Source organism: Nonomuraea sediminis (assembly GCF_018531495.1).
GTDB lineage: Bacteria > Actinomycetota > Actinomycetes > Streptosporangiales > Streptosporangiaceae > Nonomuraea > Nonomuraea sediminis.
Map to the genome: position 1 here is coordinate 699458 of NZ_JAHDTI010000003.1, position 21451 is coordinate 720908.

Consider the following 21451-nt stretch of genomic DNA (forward strand, 5'->3'; position numbering starts at 1 on the left):
CATGGCGGAGGAGAAGCCGGATCTCGCCTGGCGGATCATCGGGGGGCTGCTCGGTCTGGTCACCGCGTGGGCGGCCAGGAAGATCCTGGGGTTCGTCTGGGTGAAGGCGACCGGTAGGGAGGCACCGCTCGACTCCGAGTCGGACGAGGTCGGCATGGGTGAGGCCATCGGCTATGCCGTGCTGATGGGCGTCGGCATGTCGGTGGCGCAGATCGTGGTGAACAAGACCGCGAAGAAGCGCTACGTCGCCTGGAAGGCGCTCAAGTCTCCAGAGCAGTGAGGAACTCGCTGGCCCAGCGGTCCACGTCGTAGGTGGCGACCCGGCGGCGCATCGTGCGCATGCGCCGGGCCAGCTCGTGCGGCGTGGCCCGGATCGCCGACAGCATCGTGCGCTTGACGCCCTCCACGTCGTAGGGGTTGACCAGGTAGGCCTGGCGCAGCTCGTCGGCGGCGCCGGCGAACTCGCTGAGCACCAGCGCGCCCTGCAGGTCGTGGTGGCAGGAGACGTACTCCTTGGCGACCAGGTTCATCCCGTCGCGCAGCGGCGTGACCACCATCACGTCGGCCGCCAGGTAGAGCGCGGCCAGCTCCGCCCGGTCGTAGGACTGGTGGAAGTACTGCACCGGCTGGTGGCCGAACATCGAGTGCTCGCCGTTGATGCGGCCCACCTGCCGCTCGATCTCGTCGCGCAGCCGCCGGTACTGCTCGACGCGCTCCCTGCTCGGCGTGGCGATCTGGACGAACACCGCCTCGCCCGGGTAGACCCGGCGATCCTTCAGCAGCTCGCCGAAGGCCCGCAAGCGCTGCCCGATGCCCTTGGTGTAGTCGAGCCGGTCGACGCCGAGCAGCACGTGCTCGGGATCGCCGAGCTCCGCCCTGATCTCCTTGGCCCTGGTGATGATGTGCGGCTCGCGCACCATCGAGTCGAGCTCGCCGAAGTCGACCGAGATCGGGAAGGCCTGCGTCGTCACGATCCGGTCGTCGAGGAAGATCTCGTTCCCCTTGTACGGCAGACCGAGCAACCGCCGGCACAGCCTGCGGAAGTTCGAGGCACCGCCGGGCAGCTGGAACCCGACCAGGTCCGCCCCGAGCAGCCCCTCCACCAGCTGCCGCCGCCAGGGCAGCCGCCAGAACAGCTCGACCGGCGGGAACGGGATGTGCAGGAAGAAGCCGATGCGCAGGTCGGGGCGGAGTTTGCGCAACATGGCGGGCACCAGCTGCAGCTGGTAGTCCTGCACCCAGACGACGGCGTCCTGGTCGGCCACCTCGGCGGCGGCCGCCGCGAAGCGCTCGTTGACCTCGCGGTAGGACTCCCACATGTGGCGGTGGAACACCGGCGGAGCGACCACGTCGTGGTAGAGCGGCCAGAGCGTGGCGTTGGAGAAGCCCTCGTAGTAGTTCTCGATCTCGCGCGCCGACAGCGGCACGGGGACGAGGTTCATCCCGTCGTGGTGGAACGGTTCCAGGTCCTCGTCTGCGGCGCCCGCCCAGCCCAGCCAGGCGCCCTTGCGGCGCTGCATGACCGGCGCGATGGCGGTGACCAGGCCGCCGGGGCTCCGGCGCCAGGAGGCCGTGCCGTCAGGCTCGATCGTGCGATCCACTGGCAAGCGGTTCGCCACGATTACGAACGAGCTACGGCTGACCACACGAGCCTCCCCTACGTCAAGCTTACGAGAGCAGCAGGCAGCGGCTCACAGCGGCCGCCACCGAATCCGCCCCCGCGTGGGGGATGATCGCGGCGATATGGGCGTCGGGCCGGATGAGCCACGCCTCGCCGGGCACCGCTCCCAGCGTTTCCGCCAGGCTGCCGGTCCCGTCGATCTCCGCGAGCTCGCGTACGGCGAGCGGCGCCGTAGTCACTTTGCCCACGAGCTGCGCAAACAAACCCGAATCGCGCATTTCGCCCACAAGTACGAGGAATCCATCCCTGCACAGGTCCCTTAACCTCCCGGCCGGGAGGGGGTGGTCCGGCAGGATCACGCCGGGCGCCGGCGGCACGGTCGCGCCCTTGGGCGGGCGGCCGGCGAAGGGGCGGCTGGGCTCTGGCGTGGTCAGCGGCGAGTCGACGTACCAGTACGGCTCGGCGAACCTGCCCGAGTCGACCTCGTCGATCACGGCCCGCTCCAGCACGGCGCGCCGGTGCTCGCGCTGCTCCTCGGTCGCGGGCACCAGGAAGCGCATGGTCGCGGCGGTGACCTCCAGGTTCTCCCTGGCGGCGGCGTGGCGCTCGGTGTGGTACGTCTCGAGCAGCTCTTCCGGGGCCCAGCCACGGGCCACGAAGGCGATCTTCCAGGCGGCGTTCTCGGCGTCGGGGACCCCGGAGTTGAGCCCGCGCGCGCCGAACGGGGCCACCAGGTGGGCGCAGTCGCCGGCCAGCAGGACGCGGCCGACGCGCATCCTGGAGGCGATCCTGGAGTGGAAGTGGTAGACCGACTGCCAGATGAGCTCGTAGTCCCGGTCACCAATGATCTGCCTAATTTTGCGCGAAATATCCTCTTTTGTTGGCTGGAAGTCCGGGGGGATCTGCCAGTCGATGCGGAACGTGCCGCCGGGGCAGGGGTGGATGAGCACCTGCCTGCCCGGGTTCCACTCCGGGTCGAAGTAGAAGCGGCGCTCGTTCTCCCAGCCGGGCAGGTCGGCCTGGATGTCGCAGATGAGGAACCGGTCCTCGAACGTCTCGCCGTCGAAGGTGACGCCCAGGGCCTGCCGTACGGCATGCGCGCGGGCGCCGGCGCAGGCCAGCACGTAGGGGGCGCGCAGGACGCGGTCACCGCAGCGGACCGTGACGCCGTCGGCGTCCTGCTCCAGGCCGGTGACCTCATGGTCCCAGCGGACCTCGATGCGGGGCTGCCGGGCGATGGCGGCGTCCAGGAGCTGCTCGGTGCGGGCCTGGGAGATGTTGACGAACGGCGGCAACGGGCCCTGCGACTCGAAGCTCCAGGCGAACAGCTCCTTGTCCCGGTAGTAGGTGCGGGCCGTGGTCCAGGTCAGGCCCTCCTCGGCCACCTCGGGGACGCCGAGCCAGGACCAGAGGTCGAGCACGTCGCGCTGCTGGCAGATGGACTTGGAGCCCTCGGGGTCGCGGGCGGGGCGCTGGTCGAGGACCAGGACGTCCAGGCCCCAGCGGGCCAGCAGGAGCGCGGCCGTCTGCCCGACGGGGCCCGCGCCGATGACGACGACTCTCATGACTGGAGCTGCTTCCAGACCTCCTGGTCGCGTTCGGTGGTCCAGATGCGCGGCCGTTCGATGCCGTCGAGCTCGTCCCACAGGCGGGAGACGTCGAACGGCAGGCAGTGCTCGAAGATGGGCCAGCGGCCGTAGCGGGGTTCGAGTGCGGTGTGGGTGGCCTCGAAGGCGTCCCTCAGCGTGCCGCCCTTGTCCTTGACCCGGCCTACCTCGTCGAGCATGACGTCGAGGAAATTGCGGGTCTGGGCGATGGCGGCGTCGACCTCCTTGGCCCCTCTGGCGACGACGCCCCTGCCGCCCACCAGGGTCTCCGCCTCGAGTTCCGCGATGCGGTCGAGGGTGGTGGTGGCCCACTCGCGGTGGAAGGCGTCGCCGGTGTAGAGGGCGGCCTGGGATTCGACCAGGTCTCCGGCGAAGACGATCCGCTGCTCGGGGAGCCAGGCGACCAGGTCGCCCTCGGTGTGGCCCCTGCCCTGGTATCGCAGGATCAGGTCGCCGCGGCCGCCGCCCAGGTCGATCGTGAGCGTGTCGCTGAAGGTCAGCGTGGGCCAGGTCAGGCCGGGGATGGAGTCGGGGTCCTTGAACAGGCGGGGCATCCTGGCGTACTCGCTGGCCCAGTCCTGTTCGCCCCGCTCGGCGATCAGCATGCGGGTGTTGTCGTGGGCCACGATCACCTCGGCGCCGAAGGCGGAGGCGCCCAGCACCCTGACGGCGTGGTAGTGCGACAGCACCAGGAACTTCACCGGCTTGTCCGTGTGCTCGCGCAGCCTGGCCAGCCACTCGCGGGCCGCCACCGGGGTGGCCAGCGCCTCGAAGCACACCAGGAAATCCTCGCCCTCGATCGCGCCCACGTTCGGGTCGCCCTCGGCGGTCAGCGCGTAGACGCCGTCCGCGAGCACCTCCAGCGTCTGCTCCTTGGCCGCCAGATCGGCCGACGAGGCGAACGGCTTGGTCATGAGGTCCTCCTCAGGTCTCACTTTACGGCCAGTCATAAAAGCCCCTGCCGGTCTTGCGGCCCAGCTCGCCCTTGGCGACCTTGTCGCGCAGCAGCCGCGGGGGTTCGAACCGGGGTCCGAGCTTGGCGGCCAGGTATTCGGCGATGGCCAGCCGTACGTCCAGCCCCACCAGATCGCTCAGCCGCAGCGGGCCCATCGGGTGGCGGTAGCCGAGCACCATCGCCGTGTCGATGTCCTCGGGGGTGGCGACGCCCTCCTCGACCATGCGCACGGCCTCCAGCCCGAGCAGCACGCCCAGGCGGCTGCTGGCGAACCCGGGCGAGTCGTTGACCACCACGCCCGTCTTGCCGATCCGCTCGACCCACTCCCTGGCCGTGGCCAGGACCTCGGGCGGCGTCGCCTTCGTCACGACGATCTCGACCAGCTCCTGCACCGGGACGGGGTTGAAGAAGTGCATCCCGATCAGCCGCTCCGGCCGCTCCAGGCCGCCTGCCAGCTCGCCGATGGACAGCGAGCTGGTGTTGGTCGCCAGTACGGCATGCTCACCGAGCCGTGACTCGGCCTGGGCCAGCACCTCCACCTTGAGCCGCGGATCCTCGGGAACGGCCTCGATCACCAGGTCGGCGTCAGCGGGGATCGCGTCCATGGTCAACCTGGCCATGGCCTCCTCCGCCGGGCCTCCGCCCTTGCTCTCGGCCACCGCCAGGCCCTTGGCGATCCGGTCCCTGGCCGCGTCGGCCTCCGGCTCCTGCACGGTCACGTGGGCTCCGGCTGCCAGGAACACCTGCGCGATCCCGGCTCCCATCCGCCCGCCGCCGATGACGCCGACCCTCATGTCATCCATCCTTCGCTTCCTGCTCCCTGCTTCCTGCTTCCTGCTGACGGCACGCGCCATCAGTCCCGCCGCTTTTCCAGAAATTTCGTCATCCTGGCCTGTTTGTCCGGATCCTCGAAGAGGGCGGCCTGGGCGAGGTGGTCGGCCAGCGGGTGGGAGCCCGGCGGGGCGTCCATGACGAGCTTGGTCAGACGCAGCGCGGTCGCCGAGACCTTGGTCATGCGGTCGATCAGGCGATGCGCCGCCTGCTCCAGCTCATCGGGCTCGAGCACCTCGGCCACCAGCCTGCACGCCGCGGCCTCCGCGGCGTCGATGATGTGCCCGGCCAGCAGGACCAGCTTGGCCAGCGGCTCACCGACCAGGTCCTTCAAGCGCCAGCACGCCCCGGCTCCGGCGATGATCCCCAGGTTCGGCTCCGGATTGCCGAACTTGGCGCGCGTGCTGGCCAGCCGGATGTCGCACGCGTACGCCAGCTCGGCGCCGCCGCCCAGCGCGTACCCGTCGACGGCCGCCACGGTCGGCATCGGCAGCCGCCTGATCCGCTCGAACAGCGTGCTGTTGATCCCCTGCAGCGCCTCGTCCCTCCCGCGCTGCCGCAACTCCCCGATGTCGGCCCCGGCCGCGAACACCCCCTCGCTCCCGGTCACCAACAACGGCTTGGGCACCCGCTCCAGCCCCGCACACACGTCATGCAGCTCCCGCACCATCTCCCCATTGACGGCATTGCGCGCCTCAGGCCGATGCAACCGCACCACAACCCGATCCGAAAGCTCCTCAACCACCAACGCCCTCACCACAACCTCCACCCACCAATCACCACTAGAACACCCACCACACCGGCAGCCGTGCGAGCGCCCGCCGCACCACCCCACGGCCCGCCACACACCACGCACCGCCACGCCGCACACCCGACGCTCCCCCTCGCAGACGCCGCCGCCCGGGACGCTCGCCGCACCAAGGCGCCGACAAACACCGACACCCCGACCCACCGCACCGGCGCCCAGCAAGTGCGTTGCGCGGCAGGCGGCCCGGCACGCACCACCCGCCCACCGCACCGACGCCCGAGCGGGGCGCGCTGTGGACGCCCAAGCGCGCCGCCCGTCGCCACACGCCCCGGACGACGCACGACGCGTCCCCTCGCGGATGCCGCCCGGGACGCTCGCCGTACCAAAGCGCCGACGAACACCGACACCCCGGCTCGCCGCACCGGCGCCCAGCGAGTGCGTTGCGCGGCAGGTGGCCCAGCACGCACCATCCGCCCGCACAGAGCCCATCGCACCGGCGCCCCAGGGTGAGCGCGCCGCGGCACGTAGCCTGGTGCGCTCGCCGTACCCGGGCGCTCGTCGTAGCGGGGCGCTCGCCGTACAGGGGGGTGGGGTCATGCGGGGCGGCGGGATTGGACGATGTGGAAGCGGCCCGCGATGTAGGCGGGGTCCGTGAGGGAGGCGGTGGCGGCGGGGTTGGCGCCTGAGCCGTGGTAGTCGCTGAAGGCGGCCGACTGGTTGACGAAGACGCCGGCCGTGAGGTTGCACGACAGGTTGACCCCGGCGTCGAGGGCGGCGCGTTCGGCGGCGTCGAGGGTGGCGGGCGAGGTCGAGTAGACCGCGGCCGTGATGGCGCCGCGGGCGGCGACCGTGCTGCGGAGCAGGTCGAGCGACTCGGCCGTCGAGCCGGTGGCGATGACGAAGGCGATGGGGCCGAAGTGCTCGTGGTCGTAGACCTCGCGCCGGTCGGCGGTGAGCTTGACGATCACGGGAGTGCGGACGACCGCGTCGGGGAAGGCCGGGTGCTTGACCGCCCGCGACTCCAGGACGACCTCGCCGAGCGTGGACGCCTGCTCGACCCGCTCGAGCACGCCGGGGTTGACGATGGCGCCGATCAGCTCGACGGCCTTGGCGTCGTCGTCCGTGAGCCTCCTGACCGCCGCGGCGATCCCGGAGGCCACCTCGTCGAAGGTCTTGTGGCCCTCGTCGGTGGTGATGCCGTCGGCGGGGATGAAGATGTTCTGCGGCGCCGTGCACATCTGCCCGCTGTAGAGCGACAGCGAGAAGGCCAGGTTGGCGAGCATGCCCTTGAAGGAGCCGGTCGAGTCGATGACGATCGCGTTCACGCCGGATTTCTCGGTGTGGACCAGGGCGTGCCGGGCGTTGGCCTCCAGCCAGTCGCCGAACGCGGTCGACCCGGTGAAGTCGATGATCTGCGCGTGCGAGGCGAGCTCGACGGCCAGCCCCTGCCCCTCCTCGACGGCCAGTTGCACCAGCGCCTGGTCGAACCCGGCCTCGCCGAGCACCTCGCGCGCCACTTCGACGGTGATGGCCAGCGGCAGGATCGCCCGGGGGTGCGGCTTGACGATCACCGGGTTGCCGGTGACGAGCGAGGCGAACAGGCCTGGGTAGGCGTTCCAGGTGGGGAAGGTGTTGCAGCCGATCACCAGGCCGATCCCGCGTGGCACGACGGTGAACTTCTTCTCCATGACCATCGGGTCGCCCTTGGTCGGCTTCTCCCAGCGCACGGAGGAGGTCGAGGTGGTCTGGGCGGCGTAGCCGTACGCGATGGCCTCGAGCGCGCGGTCCTGCGCGTGCGGTCCGCCGGCCTGGAAGGCCATGACGTACGCCTGCCCGGTGGTGTGCTGCACGGCGTTGGCCAGCTCGAAGCTGCGCTGGTTGATCCGGTTCACGATCTCGATGCAGATGAGCGCGCGCACCTCTGGCCCGGCGTCGCGCCAGGCCGGCAGCGCCTGCCTGGCCGCTGCGACCAGCGCCTCGACGTCCGGCTCGGGGTAGGTGACGCCCAGGTCGATCCCGTACGGCGAGCGTTCCGCGCCGACCCAGGACCCGGTGGCCGGCTGGTCGAGCGGGAACGGCTTGCCAAGACGGGCTTCGAAGTCCGCCTTGCCCCGATCGGCGGCGCCCTCGCCGTACACGCGCGGGCTGGGCGACTCCGGGTAGGCGCTCCAGTAGCCGCGGCCGGCGATGGCGGAGAGAGCTCGATCCAGGGTCTCGCGATGCTGCTCGAACATGGTGGTCCCTCTCTTGACAGGGATGGCCGGACGGTGAAGTGTTTACCGAACATTCGGTCAGTTGACAAGGGAGACTTCCGTTGGAGTCCGCGCGTCGCATGATGGATGCCGACACCGCGTCCAAGGCCCTCGGCATCGAGCTGATCGAGCTGGGGCAGGGCAGGGCCGTGTGCAGGATGGCCGTCACCGACCAGATGATCAACGGGCACGCGCTGTGCCACGGCGGGTACGTCTTCCTCCTGGCCGACACCGCCTTCGCCTGCGCCTGCAACACCCACGGCCCGGTGACCGTGGCCGCGGGCGCGGAGATCATCTTCGTGGCGCCCGCGCACGAGGGCGACGTCCTGGTGGCGGAGGCGGTCGAGCGCACCCGTTACGGGCGCAGCGGCGTCTGCGACATCACGGTGAGAAAGTCCGATGGTCAGGTGGTCGCGGAGTTTCGCGGCCGCAGCAGGGAGATCAGGTGAAACTCGCACAACCCCCCGCGCAGGAAGAGCTCGACGCGATCGAGCGCGTGTCGCGCGACGAGCTCATGGCCATCCAACTCGAGCGCCTCCAATGGACACTTCACCACGCCTACGAGAATGTCCCGCTTTATCGGCAAAAATTTGATCAACAGGGCGTTCATCCGAGCGACTGCAAGGACCTGTCGGACCTGGCCAAATTCCCATTCACAACAAAGCAGGATTTGCGGGACTGCTACCCATTCGGGATGTTCGCCGTGCCACGCACCGAGGTCGTGCGGGTGCACGCCTCCAGCGGGACCACCGGCAAGCCCACCGTGGTCGGCTACACCCGGCGCGACATCGACACCTGGGCGGACGTGGTGGCCCGCTCGATCAGGGCCGCCGGCGGCCGCCCCGGCGACATCGTGCACGTGGCCTACGGCTACGGCCTGTTCACCGGCGGGCTGGGCGCCCACTACGGCGCCGAGCGGCTGGGCTGCACGGTCGTGCCCGTCTCCGGCGGCATGACGCCGCGCCAGGTGCAGCTCATCACGGATTTCCGGCCCTCGGTCATCATGGTGACCCCGTCGTACATGCTGGCCCTGCTCGACGAGTTCGAGGCGCAGGGCCTCGACCCGCGCGAGAGCTCCCTGCGCGTGGGGATCTTCGGCGCAGAACCGTGGACCGAGCAGATGCGCACCGAGATCGAGGACCGCTTCGACCTGCACGCCGTCGACATCTACGGCCTGTCGGAGGTGATGGGCCCGGGCGTGGCCCAGGAGTGCGCGGAGACCAAGGACGGCCTGCACGTCTGGGAGGACCACTTCTACCCCGAGACGGTGGACCCGTTCACCGGCGAGCCCGCCGACTCCGGCGAGCTGGTGTTCACGTCGCTGACCAAGGAGGCGCTGCCGATCATCCGCTACCGGACGCGCGACCTGACCCGCCTGCTCCCCGGTACGGCACGGCCCGCGTTCCGCCGCATGGAGAAGGTCACGGGACGCACCGACGACATGATCATCCTGCGCGGCGTGAACCTTTTCCCCACCCAGATCGAGGAGCTCGTGCTGCGCATCCCCGGCCTGTCGCCGCACTTCCAGCTGCACCTGACGCGCCCGCAGCGCCTGGACGTGCTCACGGTGAAGGTCGAGTCGCGCCCCGGCTTCGAGGACCGCGCGAGCGCGTCCGCCCAGCTGGCCAGGGAGGTCAAGGACCGCGTCGGGCTGACCGTCGAGGTGGAGATCGTCGAGCCGGAGACGCTCGAGCGGTCGATGGGCAAGCTCAAACGGGTCTACGACAGGCGGGATAATTAGCCATATGGCCAGTCCAACCCGTCAACGCAGGCGCGGGCACGATCCCGAGTCCGTCCTGTCGATCGCCGTCGGCGTCTTCAACGAGCGCGGCTACGACGGGACCAGCATGGAGGATCTCGCCCGCGCGCTCGGCGTCACCAAATCCGCCATCTACTACCACGTTCCCGGCAAGGAGCAGCTCCTGGCGCGGGCGCTCGACCGGGCGCTCGACGGCCTCTTCGCGATGATCGCCGACCCGCGCGCGACGACCGGGCCGGCGCTCGAACGGCTCGAATGGGTGGTACGGCAGAGCGTCGCGATCCTGGTGGACCGCCTGCCGTACGTGACGCTCCTGCTGCGGGTGCGGGGCAACAGCGGGACGGAGCAGGCGGCGCTCGAGCGGCGGCGCGAGTTCGACCGCTTCGTCAGCCACCTCGTCAAGGAGGCGGCCTCGGAGGGCCAGATCCGTCCGGACCTCGACCCCGCGCTGGTGACGCGCCTCCTGTTCGGCACGGTCAACTCGATCACCGAGTGGTACCAGCCCACCCGCGGCACCACCGCCGACAACCTCGCCACCACCATCCTCCGCATGACCTTCGACGGCCTCCGCGTCTAACCCCACCCGTACGGCAAGCAGACGGGCTGCACAGGGGCTCGGCGCACCACACAACAGGCCGAGACACAGGCACGAGAGACGGCAGACCCCACCGCGCGCCAAGACGGCGAGACGCGGCACGGCGCCCAGCCCGAGAGCAGCGCGCGCCGGATCGACGGGAAGCCCCCACGACGGGCACGACCACGCGCCGGGACGGCGAGACGCGGGGGGCGCGAAGTCGCGCACGGCCAGGCAGGCCAAGCGCGGAGTCGGTGGGCGGACGGCGGACACAACCACGCGCCGGGTCGGCGAGACGTGGTGCGGCGGCGGTCGGCGCGAGGTGGTCGGTGGCCAGCCCGGGACCGGCGGACGGTGGGGAAGACGACGCACACGGCCCGGGCCGCGGGCGCGGAGACGGTGGGGGCGCGCAGACACCCCACGACGGGCACGACCACGCGCCGGGTCGGCGGGACGTGGTGCGGCGGAGGCCAGCGCGAGGTGGGCGGCGGCCAGCCGGGGCCGGCGGACGGCGGAGAAGACGACGCACACGGGGCGCGGACGGTGGACGCGGAGACGGTGGGGCGCACAGACACCCCACGACGAGCACGACCAAGCGCCGGGGGCGGCGGGACGTGGTGCGGCGGCGGTCGGCGCGAGGTGAGCGGTGGCCAGCCCAAGACCGGCAGACAGCGGGCACGACCACGCGCCGGGACGGTGGGACGTGGCACGACGCCCAGCCCGAGAGCAGTGCGCGCCGGGTCGGCGGGACGTGGTGCGGTGAGGGTCGGCGCGAGGTAGGCGGTGGCCAGCCAGGGGCCGGTCGGTGGCGGGGGAAGGCGGCGCATGAGGGCCGAGGGGATGGCGGGGCACGCGGGGGTGGTGCGGTGCTAGGTGAGGGGCGGCGCATGAGGGCCGAGGGGATGGCGGGGCACGCGGGAGTAGTGCAGTGGTAGGTGAGGGGCGGCGGATGAGGGGTGCCGGGAAAGGAGAGGGAGGGGAACTCGCGGGTTAGGGGTTGAGTTCGGGGTGGGGGGTTGGGGGGAGGGGGCGTTTCAGGCGGAGGTCGTTGCGGATGGCTGCGCCTAGTTTTTTGGTGGCGGCCCGGTTGAGGGCTCCGCCGGCGACCGCGCCCGTGAGGAAGGGGCCGAGGGTCGTCAGGTGGCGGCCGAGTACGCGCATGAGCCGGTTGCGCAGGGCGGTCTTGGTGGCCGCGCCGAGCGCGAGCGTGACCGAGGCGGGCGCGAGGGGGTCGATGCCGCGCTGTTTGGACCACGCCGAGGTGAAGGCGATCGCGCGCTGCGTGCCGGAGCCTTCGACGCGCACGCCGTAGACCTCGTGCAACTCGGCGAGGAGTTTGACCTCGATGGCCGCGACCACGATGGTCTCGGCGACGAGCTGCGCGGGGGCTGAAAGGAGGAGGGGCGGGGCGGCGAATTCGGCCGCCGCGAGCGCTCCGCCGATGGCCCCGACGGTCATCGTGGCCTTCTGGGCCGTGCGTACGAGGTCGTCGGCGAGTTGTTCGCCGGTGAGCCCGTGGTGGTGCTCTGAGAGCGTCTTCAGGTCCCTGATGGGAATGCGTGGCGCGATGTTGAGGAAGACGTCGGCCAGCCAGCGGCCGCGGCCGATGCCGGACTCCTTGGCCTTCCTGGCCCCGGTGGACAGTGACCGTGCTAGGCGGCCGAGCAGCTTGCGCCGCTCGGCCGGTTCCAGCTCACCAGGAGTGGTGAGCCTGCCTACGATCTCGCCGACCTCGCTGCCGGGATCGGCGAGTTCCTTGCCTGGTTCCTGGTCCTTCTCGGGTGCAGCCACGCCAAGCCTCCCTCTGCTGATCGCGGTGCTGCGGTCAGGCGGCGCACTCCCGGCAGACCTGCTGGCCGTTCTTCTCGGAGGCCAGCTGGCTACGGTGGTGCACCAGGAAGCAGCGCGAGCAGGTGAACTCGTCGGCCTGGCGGGGAATCACCCGCAGGGAGAGCTCTTCGTTCGACAGGTCCGCGCCGGGCAGCTCGAGCGACTCGGCCAGATCGGTCTCGTCGATGTCGATGCTGCCGGACGACTTGTCGGTGCGCCTGGCCTGAAGTTCCTGGAGGCTGTCCTCACCCAGGTCGTCATCGGTCTTGCGCGGGCTGTCGTAGTCGGTAGCCATTGTGCTTACTCCATCCCCCTCATCTATATGCTTTCGCGCTCATCGCGCGTTCTCTAACGCTTGAGAGGTCCATCTTGTGCCCGTTCCGTCAAGGGATTTTGCATCGGTACCCCGCGGGAACGGACGACGAACCTGCCAACACGTCAGGGCCTGCTGCCGACAGCCGTGCGGTTAGCCAAATATGGCGAAACACACAGCCTTGGCGTCATGCACCACCGTGTTCGACGGCACATCCAACCACATGTACGGCGTGAACGAGACGCCCGCCGTGGAGCAACACGCCGGATCAGCGTCCGGGAAGGCGAATGGTGACGACCAGTCCCCCGCCATCGCGGGGAACGGCGGTCACATTTCCGCCATGTGCCTGCACCACGGCACGGACGATGGACAGCCCCAGACCCGCTCCCTTGGCCGAATCCACACGGTCCGCATGGAGCCTCCTGAACGGCTCGAACAGGCTGTTCACCTCGTACGCCGGGACATGTTGCCCGGTGTTGGCCACCTGAACAACCAAGGCCCCGTCCGCCATTCCCGTTCTGATCCAGACTTTTCCGTTGTCGGGGATGTTGTACTTGACGGCGTTCTCGAGCAGGTTGCTGACGGACCGCTCCAAGAGCACGGGGTCGCCGATCGCGGGGGCGTTCGCGAACTCCGTGGTGATCGTGACGTCGTGCTCGGCGGCGAACGGCGTGACCTGTTCGACAGCGGTCTGCGCGACCTCCTTCACGTCGAGCGGCTTGCGCACAGCCAGCTCCCGCTCGCTCCTGGCCAGCAGCAGCAGGCCCTCGATGAGCTTCTCGTTGCGGGCGTTGACCTCGAGCAGGGTACGGCCCAGCGTCTTGAGATCCTCGGAGGCCTCGGGATCGGACAGGGCGATCTCCAGGACCGTCCTGTTGATGGTGAGCGGGGTGCGCAGCTCGTGGGAGGCGTTGCCGACGAAGCGCCGCTGGGTGTCGAAGGCGACGTTGAGGCGGGCCAGCATGTCGTCGAAGGTGTCGGCCAGCTCCTTCAGCTCGTCCTCCGGGCCCTTGAGGTCGATGCGCTGGTGGGCCAGGTTGCTGTCGGACAGCTTGCGGGCGGCGGCGGTCATCTGGGCGACCGGCCGCATCGCCCGGTCGGCCACGAAGTAGCCGACCATGAGCGCCAGGATGCCCATGCCGAGCAGCGCCATGAACGAGCTGCTGAACAGCGCGGACCGCGCGTTGGCGACGGCCTGCAGCCGGGCGTCGTGCCAGACCAGTTGGCCCTTGGTGGCCGTCTCCACGTCCAAGCCACTCAGGTCGAGGTTGGGCCAGGCCTTGTCGATCGCGCTGCCGACGATCGTGTAGAGGATGAACAGGAGCAGGGCGGCGGCCACGAAGAACAGGGCGCTGTAGGTGAGGGTGAGCCGCCAGCGGATGCTCACCTTGGCGGGCAGCCCCTTGATCCGTTCCATCGGGGTCTGCGGGGCAGGGGCGTAGGAGGGCGGCGGCGGGCCGTCCCAGGCCGGCGGGCCGGTCGGAGGGGGCGGCTGCTTGCCGCCCACGGTCAGTTCCTCCCGCCGAGCCTTGCGCTCGGAGTGCGGGCTGATCATGGGGTGCGTGGGCACCCCCTCACGGTCCGGCCTCTCCGTCACAGCTTGTATCCCACTCCAGGTACGGTCTCGATCACCTGCGGTTCACCGAGCTTCTTGCGCAGCGTCATCATCGTCACGCGCACCACGTTGGTGAACGGGTCGATGTTCTCGTCCCACGCCTTGTCCAGCAGGTCCTCCTGGCTGACGACGGCGCCCTCGGCCCGCATCAGCTCCTCCAGGACCGCGAACTCCTTCTTGGTCAGGACGATCTCCTTGCCGTCGCGCTGCACCAGCCGCTTGCCCGGATCGAGGGTGATCCCCCCGCGCTCCAGGACGGGCGGCAGCGCGGGCGCCGAGCGCCTGCCCAGCGCCCTGACCCTGGCCACCAGCTCGATGAACACGAACGGCTTGGCCAGGTAGTCGTCGGCGCCCAGCCCGAGTCCCTCGACCTTGTCGTCCACGTCGCCGGAGGCGGTCAGCATGAGGATCCGGGAGGCGCTGCGCTGTTCCACGAGCCGCCTGCACACCTCGTCTCCGTGGACGACGGGCAGGTCGCGGTCCAGCACGATCACGTCGTAGTCGATGTAGGAGGTGCGCTCGAGCGCTCCGCCCCCGTCGTATGCCACGTCGACCGCCATGGCCTCGCGGCGCAGCCCGGTCGCGATCGCGTCGGCGAGCACCCGCTCATCCTCAACCACCAGCACTCGCACGGCCTGGTACCCCTCTCAGATCCGGTGATTCATTCTGCCCACAGGCCCGATAAACGCACGGTAAGGCATGTTCGGGAGTGCGTGCGGCAACGCACACCCGATTCCAGGTTTCGGGGGGCGAGGAGGGTGGGTATGCCGTCGGGACACCCATCGCCGTGTGTTCCCTCAGTGTCCCGTGCACACGTGTCGAACCCCCACGAGAGAAGGTGAGATGGGCGAGTTCACCACCACGATCGAACGCCGCCTCGACCAGGCTTACCAGGGTCTAAGGGAGGCTCGGTGCGCCGGCGACGAATACCTCGCCGACACGCTCACCGCCGAGATCGAGGACCTGCGCCGCCTGGCCGACGATCACGGCGTGCCATTGACCCACTGACCGGGAAAGAGAACGGCCGGAGCCTGAGGCTCCGGCCGTTCTGTTACGCGTCGCGTTCCGGGTCGAGCGAGGCCAGCAGGTCGTGCAGCTCCTCGAAGAGCCCTGGCGCCGCGGACAGCGTCATCTCGGAGCTGCACGGCTTGCCGTGCAACCCGCCGATGCGCGCGCCCGCCTCGGTGGCCACGAGCCCCGCGGCGGCGAAGTCCCAGTAGTTGGTGCCCCGCTCGTAGTAGGCGTCTACCCGTCCCGCGGCCACCGAGCACAGGTCGGAGGCACACGAGCCGCCCCGCCGGATGTCGCGCACCCGCGGCAGCACCGCGGCCAGCACCTCCCCCTGCACCGCCCGGCGCCCGGCGGAGTAGCCGAACCCGGTGGCCACCAGCGCCCGCTCCAGCGGGACGCCGGTGTTGCAGCGCAGCCGTTCGCCGCCGAGCCAGGCGCCCTCGCCGAGGGCGGCGGTGAACATCTCGCCGCGCGGCACCACGTTCACGGCGCCGGCGACGACCCGGCCGTCCACCTCGACCGCGATGGACACGGCCCAGTCGGGCAGGCCGTACAGGAAGTTCACCGTGCCGTCGACGGGGTCGACGACCCAGCGGACGGACGAGGCGCCGCGGGCCTCGCCGCCCTCCTCGCCGAGGATCGTGTCGTCGGGGCGGGCGGCCAGGATCCGGGAGCGGATGAGCTGTTCGGAGGCCTTGTCCAGCTCGGTCACGACGTCGGTGGGGCTGGACTTGGTCTCGATCGCGGACGACATCGTGGGCCGCTTGGCCAGGAGCATCTCCCCCGCCTCACGTGCGATGTCCTCCGCGAGCCTTACGAAATCCGTCATGCCAGCGAGTCCGGTCGCTTCCACTCCTGGCCGAGGACGTGCTGGGCGAGGAAGGCGAGCACGGTCTCGTACCAGGCGACGGCGTTGCCCGGCTTGAGCACCCAGTGGTTCTCGTCGGGGAAGTAGAGGAACTTCGACTCGACGCCGCTGCGCTGCAGGTCCCACCACAGGCGCAGGCCCTCGCCGATCGGCACGCGGTAGTCCTTGTCGCCGTGGATGACCAGCATCGGCGTGCTGATCTTGTCGAGGGCGTGGTGCGGTGACAGCTTGGCGTAGCGCTCGGAGCCCGGCTCGCCGAACTCGCGCTGCCAGTACATCGAGGCGTCGGTGGTGCCGGCGAACTGGTCGAGGTTCCACAGCGAGGCGTGGGTGACGATGGCCTTGTAGCGGTCGGTGTGCCCGGCCACCCAGTTGGCCATGTAGCCGCCGTAGGAGCCGCCCATCGCGCCGATGCGGTCGGCGTCGACGTCGTCGCGGGCCAGCGCCACGTCGACGATGGCGTCGAGGTCGGCCAGCGTGCGCGGGCCCCAGTCGCCCCAGCCGCGGTCGATCATGTGCTGGCCGTACCCGGTGGACAGGCAGGGGTCGGGCAGCAGTACGGCGTAGCCGTGCTCGGCCATGATCCACGGGTTCCAGCGCCAGGACCAGTCGTTCCACGAGGCGACGGGACCGCCGTGGATCCACAGCAGGAACGGCGCCGGGTTGTCGGCGGAGGCGCCGGCGGGCAGCACCAGCCAGCCGCGGATCTCCTGCCCGTCGTCGGCGGTGGCGGAGATCTCGGTGAGCGTGCCCGGCAGTTCGAGGGCGGGTGCGGGCGAGGGCAGCGCGGTGACCTCGCCGGAGACGGCGTCGACGCGGGCGGGGGCGGGCGCGGCGTCCACGCCGCTGCGCAGCGCGTACACGAAGCGGCCGTCCTGGGAGACGCTGAGGCTCAGGTAGGCGGCGTCGTCGGAGGTGAGGCGGACGGCGTCGGCGTCCAGCGGCACCCGGAAGATCGGGCGGCGGCCCTGGTGGTCGGCCACCATGAAGACGGCGCTGGAGTCGGGCGCCCAGGCCAGGTCCATCGGGAACAGGTCGGCGGCGTGGGTCTCGCCCTCGCCGGTGGCCAGGTCGCCGATCCACAGCTCGGCCCGGGCCGACAGGTCGATGCCGGTGATGCGCTCGCGGGAGCAGGCGACGCGGGAGCCGTCGGGCGACACCTCGATCGGGCCGGTGAAGTCGTAGGCCTCGTCGCTGGACAGGACGCGCCGCTCACCGCTGGCCACGTCGATGGCGACCAGTTCTGAGCGCTGCTCGCCGCGCGGCAGGAACACCCGCCAGGTGGCGACCACGGTGGAGCCGTCGGGGGTGAGCGCGAACGAGACGTCGCGCAGCGACTCGCCCGGCCCGGGCGTCAGGTCGCGGACGTCCTCGAGGCGGTCCTCGGTGATCCTGGCGGCGAACAGCCGGGTGTGGCCGGGGCCGAGATCGTGGTCCCAGAAGCGGATCGGGTAGCCCTCGTGCAGGATCGCGCTGATCCCCGCCTCCTTGCGGGCCTTGCGGCGCTCCTCCTCGGCGGCCTCCTCCCCGTTGAGCACGTCGGCGGCGAACACGACGACCTGGCCCGCCGTACGGAACCCGCCGATGCCGCCGGGGCGGGTGGCCACCTGGCGGGCCTCACCGCCCGAGCGGGGCAGCAGCCAGAGCGCGGGCACCTCGTCGTCGGAGTCCTTGACCGTCGGGTCGGGCCGCGCGGAGGTGAACAGCACGTCGCCGGTGTCGGTGAAGTCGGCCGAGCTCTCGCCCTTGGCGGAGCGGGTCAGGCGGGTGGGCTCCCCGTCGACGGGGATTCCCCAGAGCGCTGTGCCGTACGACTTGCCGTCGGGGTTCAGCGACTGGACCACGGAGACCAGCCGGGAACCGTCAGGGGCGAGCTTCAGCGAAAGGACGCGCGGGATGCCTACATAGTCACGTATGTCGTTGAATGCGCTCACCTGATCGAACCTACCTCCCCCTCAGCACTGGTCATAGGCTTACTCACCGTGGGAACTTACGACGCTTTGCTCGTCCTGTCGTTCGGGGGTCCGGAGGGGCCGGACGATGTACTGCCGTTCCTGGAGAACGTGGTGCGGGGCCGGGGCGTGCCGCGCGAGCGGCTGCTCGAGGTGGCCGAGCACTACCGGTCCTTCGGCGGGGTGAGCCCGATCAACCAGCAGAACCGGGACCTGGTCGCGGCGCTGCGCCCGGTCGTGGACGTGCCGGTCTACTGGGGCAACCGCAACTGGCACCCGTTGGGCGAGGACACCGTGCGGCAGATGCACGCCGACGGGATCAGGCGCGCCGCCGTCTTCGCGACCTCGGCCTTCGCCGGCTACTCCAGCTGCCGCCAGTACTACGAGGACATCGCCCGCATCTCGGTCGAGGGCGGACCCGAGCTGGTCAAGATGCGTCACTTCGGCGACCACCCGGGGTTCGTCGCGGCCATGGCCGACCACGTGCGGCAGGCGCTCGCGCGGCTGGGCCGCGACGACGCGCGGCTGGTGTTCACCGCCCACAGCATCCCCGAGTCCATGGCCCGTACGGCGGGCCCTTCCGGCGGCCTCTACGAGGCGCAGCTGCGCAGGTCGGCGGCCCTGGTCAACGAGGCGCTCGGCAGGACCGGGCCGTGGGACCTGGTCTGGCAGTCCCGCTCGGGCCCGCCGCAGGTGCCGTGGCTGGAGCCGGACGTCCTCGACCACCTGCGCAAGGTCGACGCGCCTGCCGTGGTGCTGGTGCCGATCGGGTTCGTCTCCGACCACATGGAGGTCGTCTACGACCTCGACACCGAGGCCAGGCAGCTGGCGCAGGAGCTGGGCCTGCCGCTGGAGCGCGCCGCCACGGCGGGGACCCACCCGCGCTTCGTCCAGATGGTCAAGGAACTGATGGAGGAGCCGGAGCCGGTCCAGTGCGCGCTGACGTGCTGCCCGCGCCCGTCGCGACCGGGCCAGGTGGATTCCGCGCGCCGTAGCGGCGAGTAACCGTCACCGACTCGCCGGAAGCGCCGGTCGCGGGCCGGTGGCGCATGACGGCGGGCGGCCGGTGGCGGTGGCCCTGCCGTAACTCAGGAATATGAACGCGCGTAGGCGTCGGCGATGGACAGGACCTTGTTCACGTAGTCCCACGAGTGGTTGTAGAACCACACGGATTTGCGGAGCTTCTCGCCGCCCTGGCCCGCGCCGTTGGCGCACAGGTACTGGGCGGCGGCGGGCACCGCGTCGTAGGGGCTCCAGATGTCGGCCTTGCCGTCGCCGTCGCCGTCCACGCCGTAGGTCTTCCAGGTGGCCGGCATGAACTGCATGGGGCCGAGCGCGCCCGCCACGGACGGGCCGTTGTTGCGGCCGTGACCGCTCTCCACCTGGCCGATCGCCGCCAGCACGGTCCATGACAGGCCCGGGCAGCGGGTGGCGGACTGCTTGTACAGGTCCAGGTAGCTGCCGGGGCGCCCGGCCGTGACCGCGGGCTTCCCGCTGGAGGGCCTGGCGCCGATGGTGACGACCTGGGCGCCCTTGCCGAGCACCCGCTTGACGCCGTGCTCGCTGATGGAGGCCCTGCCGTGCAGCAGGACCGCCACGCCCTCGGCCAGTCCGAGCACCTTGCCGGTCTCCGCGCTGACCAGGCCGTCGATGCCGACCAGCCCGAGCGTCGCCGAGGCCGCCACGCGCAGCCTGGGCCCGCCGTCGACCTGGTACTGCGCGCCCAGGACCAGGCCGAGCCTGTTCACCGCCGACTGGTCGGCGATGAACTCGCCCCTGGCCAGCGCGCTCCACACGGCCGGCTGTTCTGCGACGGCCTTGGGCGTCCACGAGCGGAAGGCGGCCGGGTCGACCGCGAGCAGGTTCAGGCCGGTGCCCGACACCTTGATCGAGCCCGCGTCCACGACCGTGACCTTCTGCACGTGCTTGAGCCTGGCCAGGGCGAAGCGGGCCGGCTTGGGCACCGTGGCGCGGGCGATCGCGATCACCTTGGGCGGGGTCGGGGTGACGCTCGGGCCTCCCTGCCCGAACTCCTTCACCGGCTGCAGCAGGTCCATCTTGGGGGTCTCCTGCTGCGGCCTGGCGAGCGGGCGGTGCGCGGCGGTGTTCTGCTGGTCCCGGCCGAAGCGCACGATCAGCGCGGTCACGCCACCCGCGACGGCGACGGCGAGCAGCCCTGAGAGCAGCAGGACGACCGGACGGGACCACGGGAAGCCGGACACCCGGCACACGTTAACCGAAACTGGGGAAAAATCAGTTGCTGTCCGGGCAGACGGTACACAAAGGTTGGGGGTCATGGTGGTCGGGCCGTATCGGGGATTGTTCGACGGGCCCGGCATCAAGGGGTTCGTGCTGGCCGGCTTCGTGGGCCGGATGCCGATGTCCATGCTCGGCATCGGGATCGTGCTGCTGATCTCCGGCCTCACCGAGTCCTGGGCCACCGCGGGCGCGGTCGCCGCCACCACCAACGTCTCCTACGCGGTCGCCGCTCCCCTGTCGGGACGGCTCGTGGACCGCTTCGGCCAGAACCGGGTGATCGTCCCCTTCGCCGTCATGAACGCGGTCGCGCTGGCCGCCCTGATGGTGTGCGCGGGTTTCGGCCTGCCCGAATGGACGCTGTACGCCAGCGGCCTGCTGGTCGGCGCCAGCTCGCTGTCGCTCGGCTCGATGGTGCGGGCCCGCTGGTCGAACCTGCACGGCGGCTCGGCCAAGCTGCACACCGCCTTCGCCTTCGAGTCCGTCGCCGACGAGGTCATCTTCGTCACCGGGCCCGCCCTGGTCACCGTGCTGGCCACCGCCGTCAACCCGTACGCGGGGCTGGTCGTCGCGCTGGCGTGCATGCTGGGCGGCTGCCTCGCACTGGCCCTGCAGCGCCGCACCCAGCCTCCCGCCCAGCCGGTCCGTACGGCGGGCGGCAGCCCCATCCTGATCCCGGGCATCGCCCTGCTGTCGTGCGTCTACCTGGCGCTGGGCGCCGTGTTCGGCTCCGTGGACCTGATCACGGTGGCCTTCGCCGCGGAGCACGGCGCCAGGGCGGCCTCCGGGTTCCTGCTGGCCTGCTTCGCGGGCGGTTCCATGGTGTCGGGGCTCTGGTTCGGGTCGCGGAACTGGAAGATCTCGCTGCGCCGGCGGTTCGTGCGGGCGCTCGGCGCGTTCGTCGTCGGGCTGCTGCCGATCATGTTCATCGGCGACGCGCGGGTCATGGCCGTGTTCCTGTTCATCGCCGGGTTCGCCATCTCGCCGACGCTCATCACCGGGTTCTCGCTGACCGAGCGGCTGGTGCCGCCGTCGCTGCTGACCGAGGGGATGGCCTGGATCTCCACCTCGATCGGGTTCGGCGTGGCGATCGGCGCGTGGGCCGGCGGGCGGCTCACCGAGGCGTTCGGCGCGTCCAACGCCTACGGCTTCTCCTTCGCCTGTGCGCTGGTCGCGGTGGTGGTCGGCATCGGAGGTTCGGGTTTGCTGAGACTTCCCGAAGCGCCTTCACCGGCCAAGAGCTGATCCGCTACCGTCGG

General features: G+C 70.6%; 20 protein-coding genes. 7 read left to right on the forward strand and 13 right to left on the reverse strand.

From position 1 onward, the window contains the following. Position 1 precedes the first annotated feature (1 nt). Positions 2–280 (forward strand): DUF4235 domain-containing protein, encoded by a 279-nt coding sequence (locus tag KIK09_RS17345; RefSeq protein WP_214320243.1) that lies wholly within the window; start codon positions 2–4, stop codon positions 278–280. Here the strand turns inward: KIK09_RS17345 and KIK09_RS17350 are convergent. The 6 genes from KIK09_RS17350 to paaN all read right to left on the reverse strand — a co-directional run bounded on the left by KIK09_RS17350 (position 261) and on the right by paaN (position 7996). Continuing rightward, positions 261–1646 carry an alpha,alpha-trehalose-phosphate synthase (UDP-forming) gene (locus KIK09_RS17350; protein ID WP_214320244.1) on the reverse strand — a complete coding sequence of 462 codons (1386 nt, stop codon included), beginning with the start codon at positions 1644–1646 and terminating at the stop codon, positions 261–263. The genes KIK09_RS17345 and KIK09_RS17350 overlap by 20 nt on opposite strands. A 22-nt stretch (positions 1647–1668) precedes the next feature. Beyond that, complete coding sequence (locus KIK09_RS17355) at positions 1669–3186, reverse strand: FAD-dependent monooxygenase (RefSeq protein WP_214320245.1); 1518 nt, start codon at positions 3184–3186, stop codon at positions 1669–1671. After that, positions 3183–4142, reverse strand: coding sequence for an MBL fold metallo-hydrolase (locus tag KIK09_RS17360; RefSeq protein ID WP_214320246.1), 960 nt, complete (start codon positions 4140–4142; stop codon positions 3183–3185). The genes KIK09_RS17355 and KIK09_RS17360 overlap by 4 nt, the downstream gene beginning before the upstream one ends. A gap of 22 nt (positions 4143–4164) precedes the next feature. Next, a complete protein-coding gene (locus tag KIK09_RS17365; protein WP_214320247.1) occupies positions 4165–4986 on the reverse strand; it encodes a 3-hydroxyacyl-CoA dehydrogenase family protein in 822 nt (273 codons plus the stop codon). A 50-nt stretch (positions 4987–5036) separates the two neighbouring features. Continuing rightward, on the reverse strand, positions 5037–5783 hold the full coding sequence (locus KIK09_RS57760) for an enoyl-CoA hydratase/isomerase family protein (RefSeq protein WP_308164149.1): 747 nt from the start codon (positions 5781–5783) through the stop codon (positions 5037–5039). A 572-nt stretch (positions 5784–6355) separates the two neighbouring features. Next, positions 6356–7996: a phenylacetic acid degradation protein PaaN gene (gene paaN, locus KIK09_RS17375; protein WP_214320249.1), complete on the reverse strand. Its 1641-nt coding sequence runs from the start codon at positions 7994–7996 to the stop codon at positions 6356–6358. Between the two features lie 98 nt (positions 7997–8094). On the opposite strand from paaN, the gene paaI reads away from it, so the two are divergent. Genes paaI through KIK09_RS17390 form a run of 3 tightly spaced genes read left to right on the forward strand, consistent with a single transcriptional unit; the run spans position 8095 to position 10350 of the window. Continuing rightward, positions 8095–8463: a hydroxyphenylacetyl-CoA thioesterase PaaI gene (gene paaI / locus KIK09_RS17380; RefSeq protein WP_214320715.1), complete on the forward strand. Its 369-nt coding sequence runs from the start codon at positions 8095–8097 to the stop codon at positions 8461–8463. Further along, a complete protein-coding gene (gene paaK / locus KIK09_RS17385) occupies positions 8460–9755 on the forward strand; it encodes a phenylacetate--CoA ligase PaaK (protein WP_308164150.1) in 1296 nt (431 codons plus the stop codon). The genes paaI and paaK overlap by 4 nt, the downstream gene beginning before the upstream one ends. A 4-nt stretch (positions 9756–9759) precedes the next feature. Next, positions 9760–10350 carry a TetR/AcrR family transcriptional regulator gene (locus KIK09_RS17390; protein ID WP_214320250.1) on the forward strand — a complete coding sequence of 197 codons (591 nt, stop codon included), beginning with the start codon at positions 9760–9762 and terminating at the stop codon, positions 10348–10350. 987 nt (positions 10351–11337) lie between these two features. On the opposite strand, the gene KIK09_RS17395 is transcribed toward KIK09_RS17390, so the two are convergent. From KIK09_RS17395 to KIK09_RS17410, 4 genes are all read right to left on the reverse strand, one after another. Next, positions 11338–12138 carry a hypothetical protein gene (locus tag KIK09_RS17395; RefSeq protein WP_308164151.1) on the reverse strand — a complete coding sequence of 267 codons (801 nt, stop codon included), beginning with the start codon at positions 12136–12138 and terminating at the stop codon, positions 11338–11340. 34 nt (positions 12139–12172) lie between these two features. After that, positions 12173–12472, reverse strand: coding sequence for a DUF4193 domain-containing protein (locus KIK09_RS17400; protein ID WP_020542847.1), 300 nt, complete (start codon positions 12470–12472; stop codon positions 12173–12175). A 286-nt stretch (positions 12473–12758) separates the two neighbouring features. Then, positions 12759–14045 (reverse strand): sensor histidine kinase, encoded by a 1287-nt coding sequence (locus tag KIK09_RS17405; RefSeq protein ID WP_214320718.1) that lies wholly within the window; start codon positions 14043–14045, stop codon positions 12759–12761. A 38-nt stretch (positions 14046–14083) separates the two neighbouring features. Continuing rightward, the gene (locus KIK09_RS17410; RefSeq protein ID WP_214320251.1) at positions 14084–14737 is read right to left on the reverse strand and encodes a response regulator transcription factor; all 654 of its coding nucleotides are present in this window, start codon (positions 14735–14737) and stop codon (positions 14084–14086) included. Positions 14738–14948: 211 nt separating this feature from the next. Here KIK09_RS17410 and KIK09_RS17415 point away from each other — a divergent pair, with 211 nt between their 5' ends. Next, complete coding sequence (locus KIK09_RS17415; protein ID WP_214320252.1) at positions 14949–15113, forward strand: hypothetical protein; 165 nt, start codon at positions 14949–14951, stop codon at positions 15111–15113. Positions 15114–15156: 43 nt separating this feature from the next. On the opposite strand, the gene KIK09_RS17420 is transcribed toward KIK09_RS17415, so the two are convergent. Beyond that, positions 15157–15945, reverse strand: coding sequence for an inositol monophosphatase family protein (locus KIK09_RS17420; RefSeq protein ID WP_214320253.1), 789 nt, complete (start codon positions 15943–15945; stop codon positions 15157–15159). After that, positions 15942–17918 (reverse strand): S9 family peptidase, encoded by a 1977-nt coding sequence (locus KIK09_RS17425; RefSeq protein ID WP_214320254.1) that lies wholly within the window; start codon positions 17916–17918, stop codon positions 15942–15944. Before KIK09_RS17425 ends, KIK09_RS17420 begins: the two co-directional genes overlap by 4 nt. 48 nt (positions 17919–17966) lie before the next feature. Between KIK09_RS17425 and KIK09_RS17430 the strand changes: the two genes are divergently transcribed. Continuing rightward, positions 17967–18941 (forward strand): ferrochelatase, encoded by a 975-nt coding sequence (locus tag KIK09_RS17430; protein WP_214320255.1) that lies wholly within the window; start codon positions 17967–17969, stop codon positions 18939–18941. Positions 18942–19024: 83 nt separating this feature from the next. On the opposite strand, the gene KIK09_RS17435 is transcribed toward KIK09_RS17430, so the two are convergent. Beyond that, a complete protein-coding gene (locus KIK09_RS17435; protein ID WP_308164154.1) occupies positions 19025–20158 on the reverse strand; it encodes a lytic transglycosylase domain-containing protein in 1134 nt (377 codons plus the stop codon). Positions 20159–20231: 73 nt separating this feature from the next. On the opposite strand from KIK09_RS17435, the gene KIK09_RS17440 reads away from it, so the two are divergent. Further along, entirely contained in the window at positions 20232–21437 is a 1206-nt protein-coding gene (locus tag KIK09_RS17440; protein WP_250573222.1) for an MFS transporter, read from the forward strand. Positions 21438–21451: the final 14 nt, after the last annotated feature.

Coding starts and splice junctions, on each gene's coding strand:
- KIK09_RS17345 (WP_214320243.1), top strand. CDS start 2: ATGGCGGAGGAGAAGCCGGATCTCGCCTGGCGGATCATCGGGGGGCTG.
- KIK09_RS17440 (WP_250573222.1), top strand. CDS start 20,232: ATGGTGGTCGGGCCGTATCGGGGATTGTTCGACGGGCCCGGCATCAAG.
- KIK09_RS17390 (WP_214320250.1), top strand. CDS start 9,760: ATGGCCAGTCCAACCCGTCAACGCAGGCGCGGGCACGATCCCGAGTCC.
- paaI (WP_214320715.1), top strand. CDS start 8,095: ATGATGGATGCCGACACCGCGTCCAAGGCCCTCGGCATCGAGCTGATC.
- KIK09_RS17420 (WP_214320253.1), bottom strand. CDS start 15,945: ATGACGGATTTCGTAAGGCTCGCGGAGGACATCGCACGTGAGGCGGGG.
- KIK09_RS17355 (WP_214320245.1), bottom strand. CDS start 3,186: ATGAGAGTCGTCGTCATCGGCGCGGGCCCCGTCGGGCAGACGGCCGCG.
- KIK09_RS17400 (WP_020542847.1), bottom strand. CDS start 12,472: ATGGCTACCGACTACGACAGCCCGCGCAAGACCGATGACGACCTGGGT.
- KIK09_RS17415 (WP_214320252.1), top strand. CDS start 14,949: ATGGGCGAGTTCACCACCACGATCGAACGCCGCCTCGACCAGGCTTAC.
- KIK09_RS17360 (WP_214320246.1), bottom strand. CDS start 4,142: ATGACCAAGCCGTTCGCCTCGTCGGCCGATCTGGCGGCCAAGGAGCAG.
- KIK09_RS17365 (WP_214320247.1), bottom strand. CDS start 4,986: ATGGATGACATGAGGGTCGGCGTCATCGGCGGCGGGCGGATGGGAGCC.
- KIK09_RS17405 (WP_214320718.1), bottom strand. CDS start 14,045: ATGATCAGCCCGCACTCCGAGCGCAAGGCTCGGCGGGAGGAACTGACC.
- paaN (WP_214320249.1), bottom strand. CDS start 7,996: ATGTTCGAGCAGCATCGCGAGACCCTGGATCGAGCTCTCTCCGCCATC.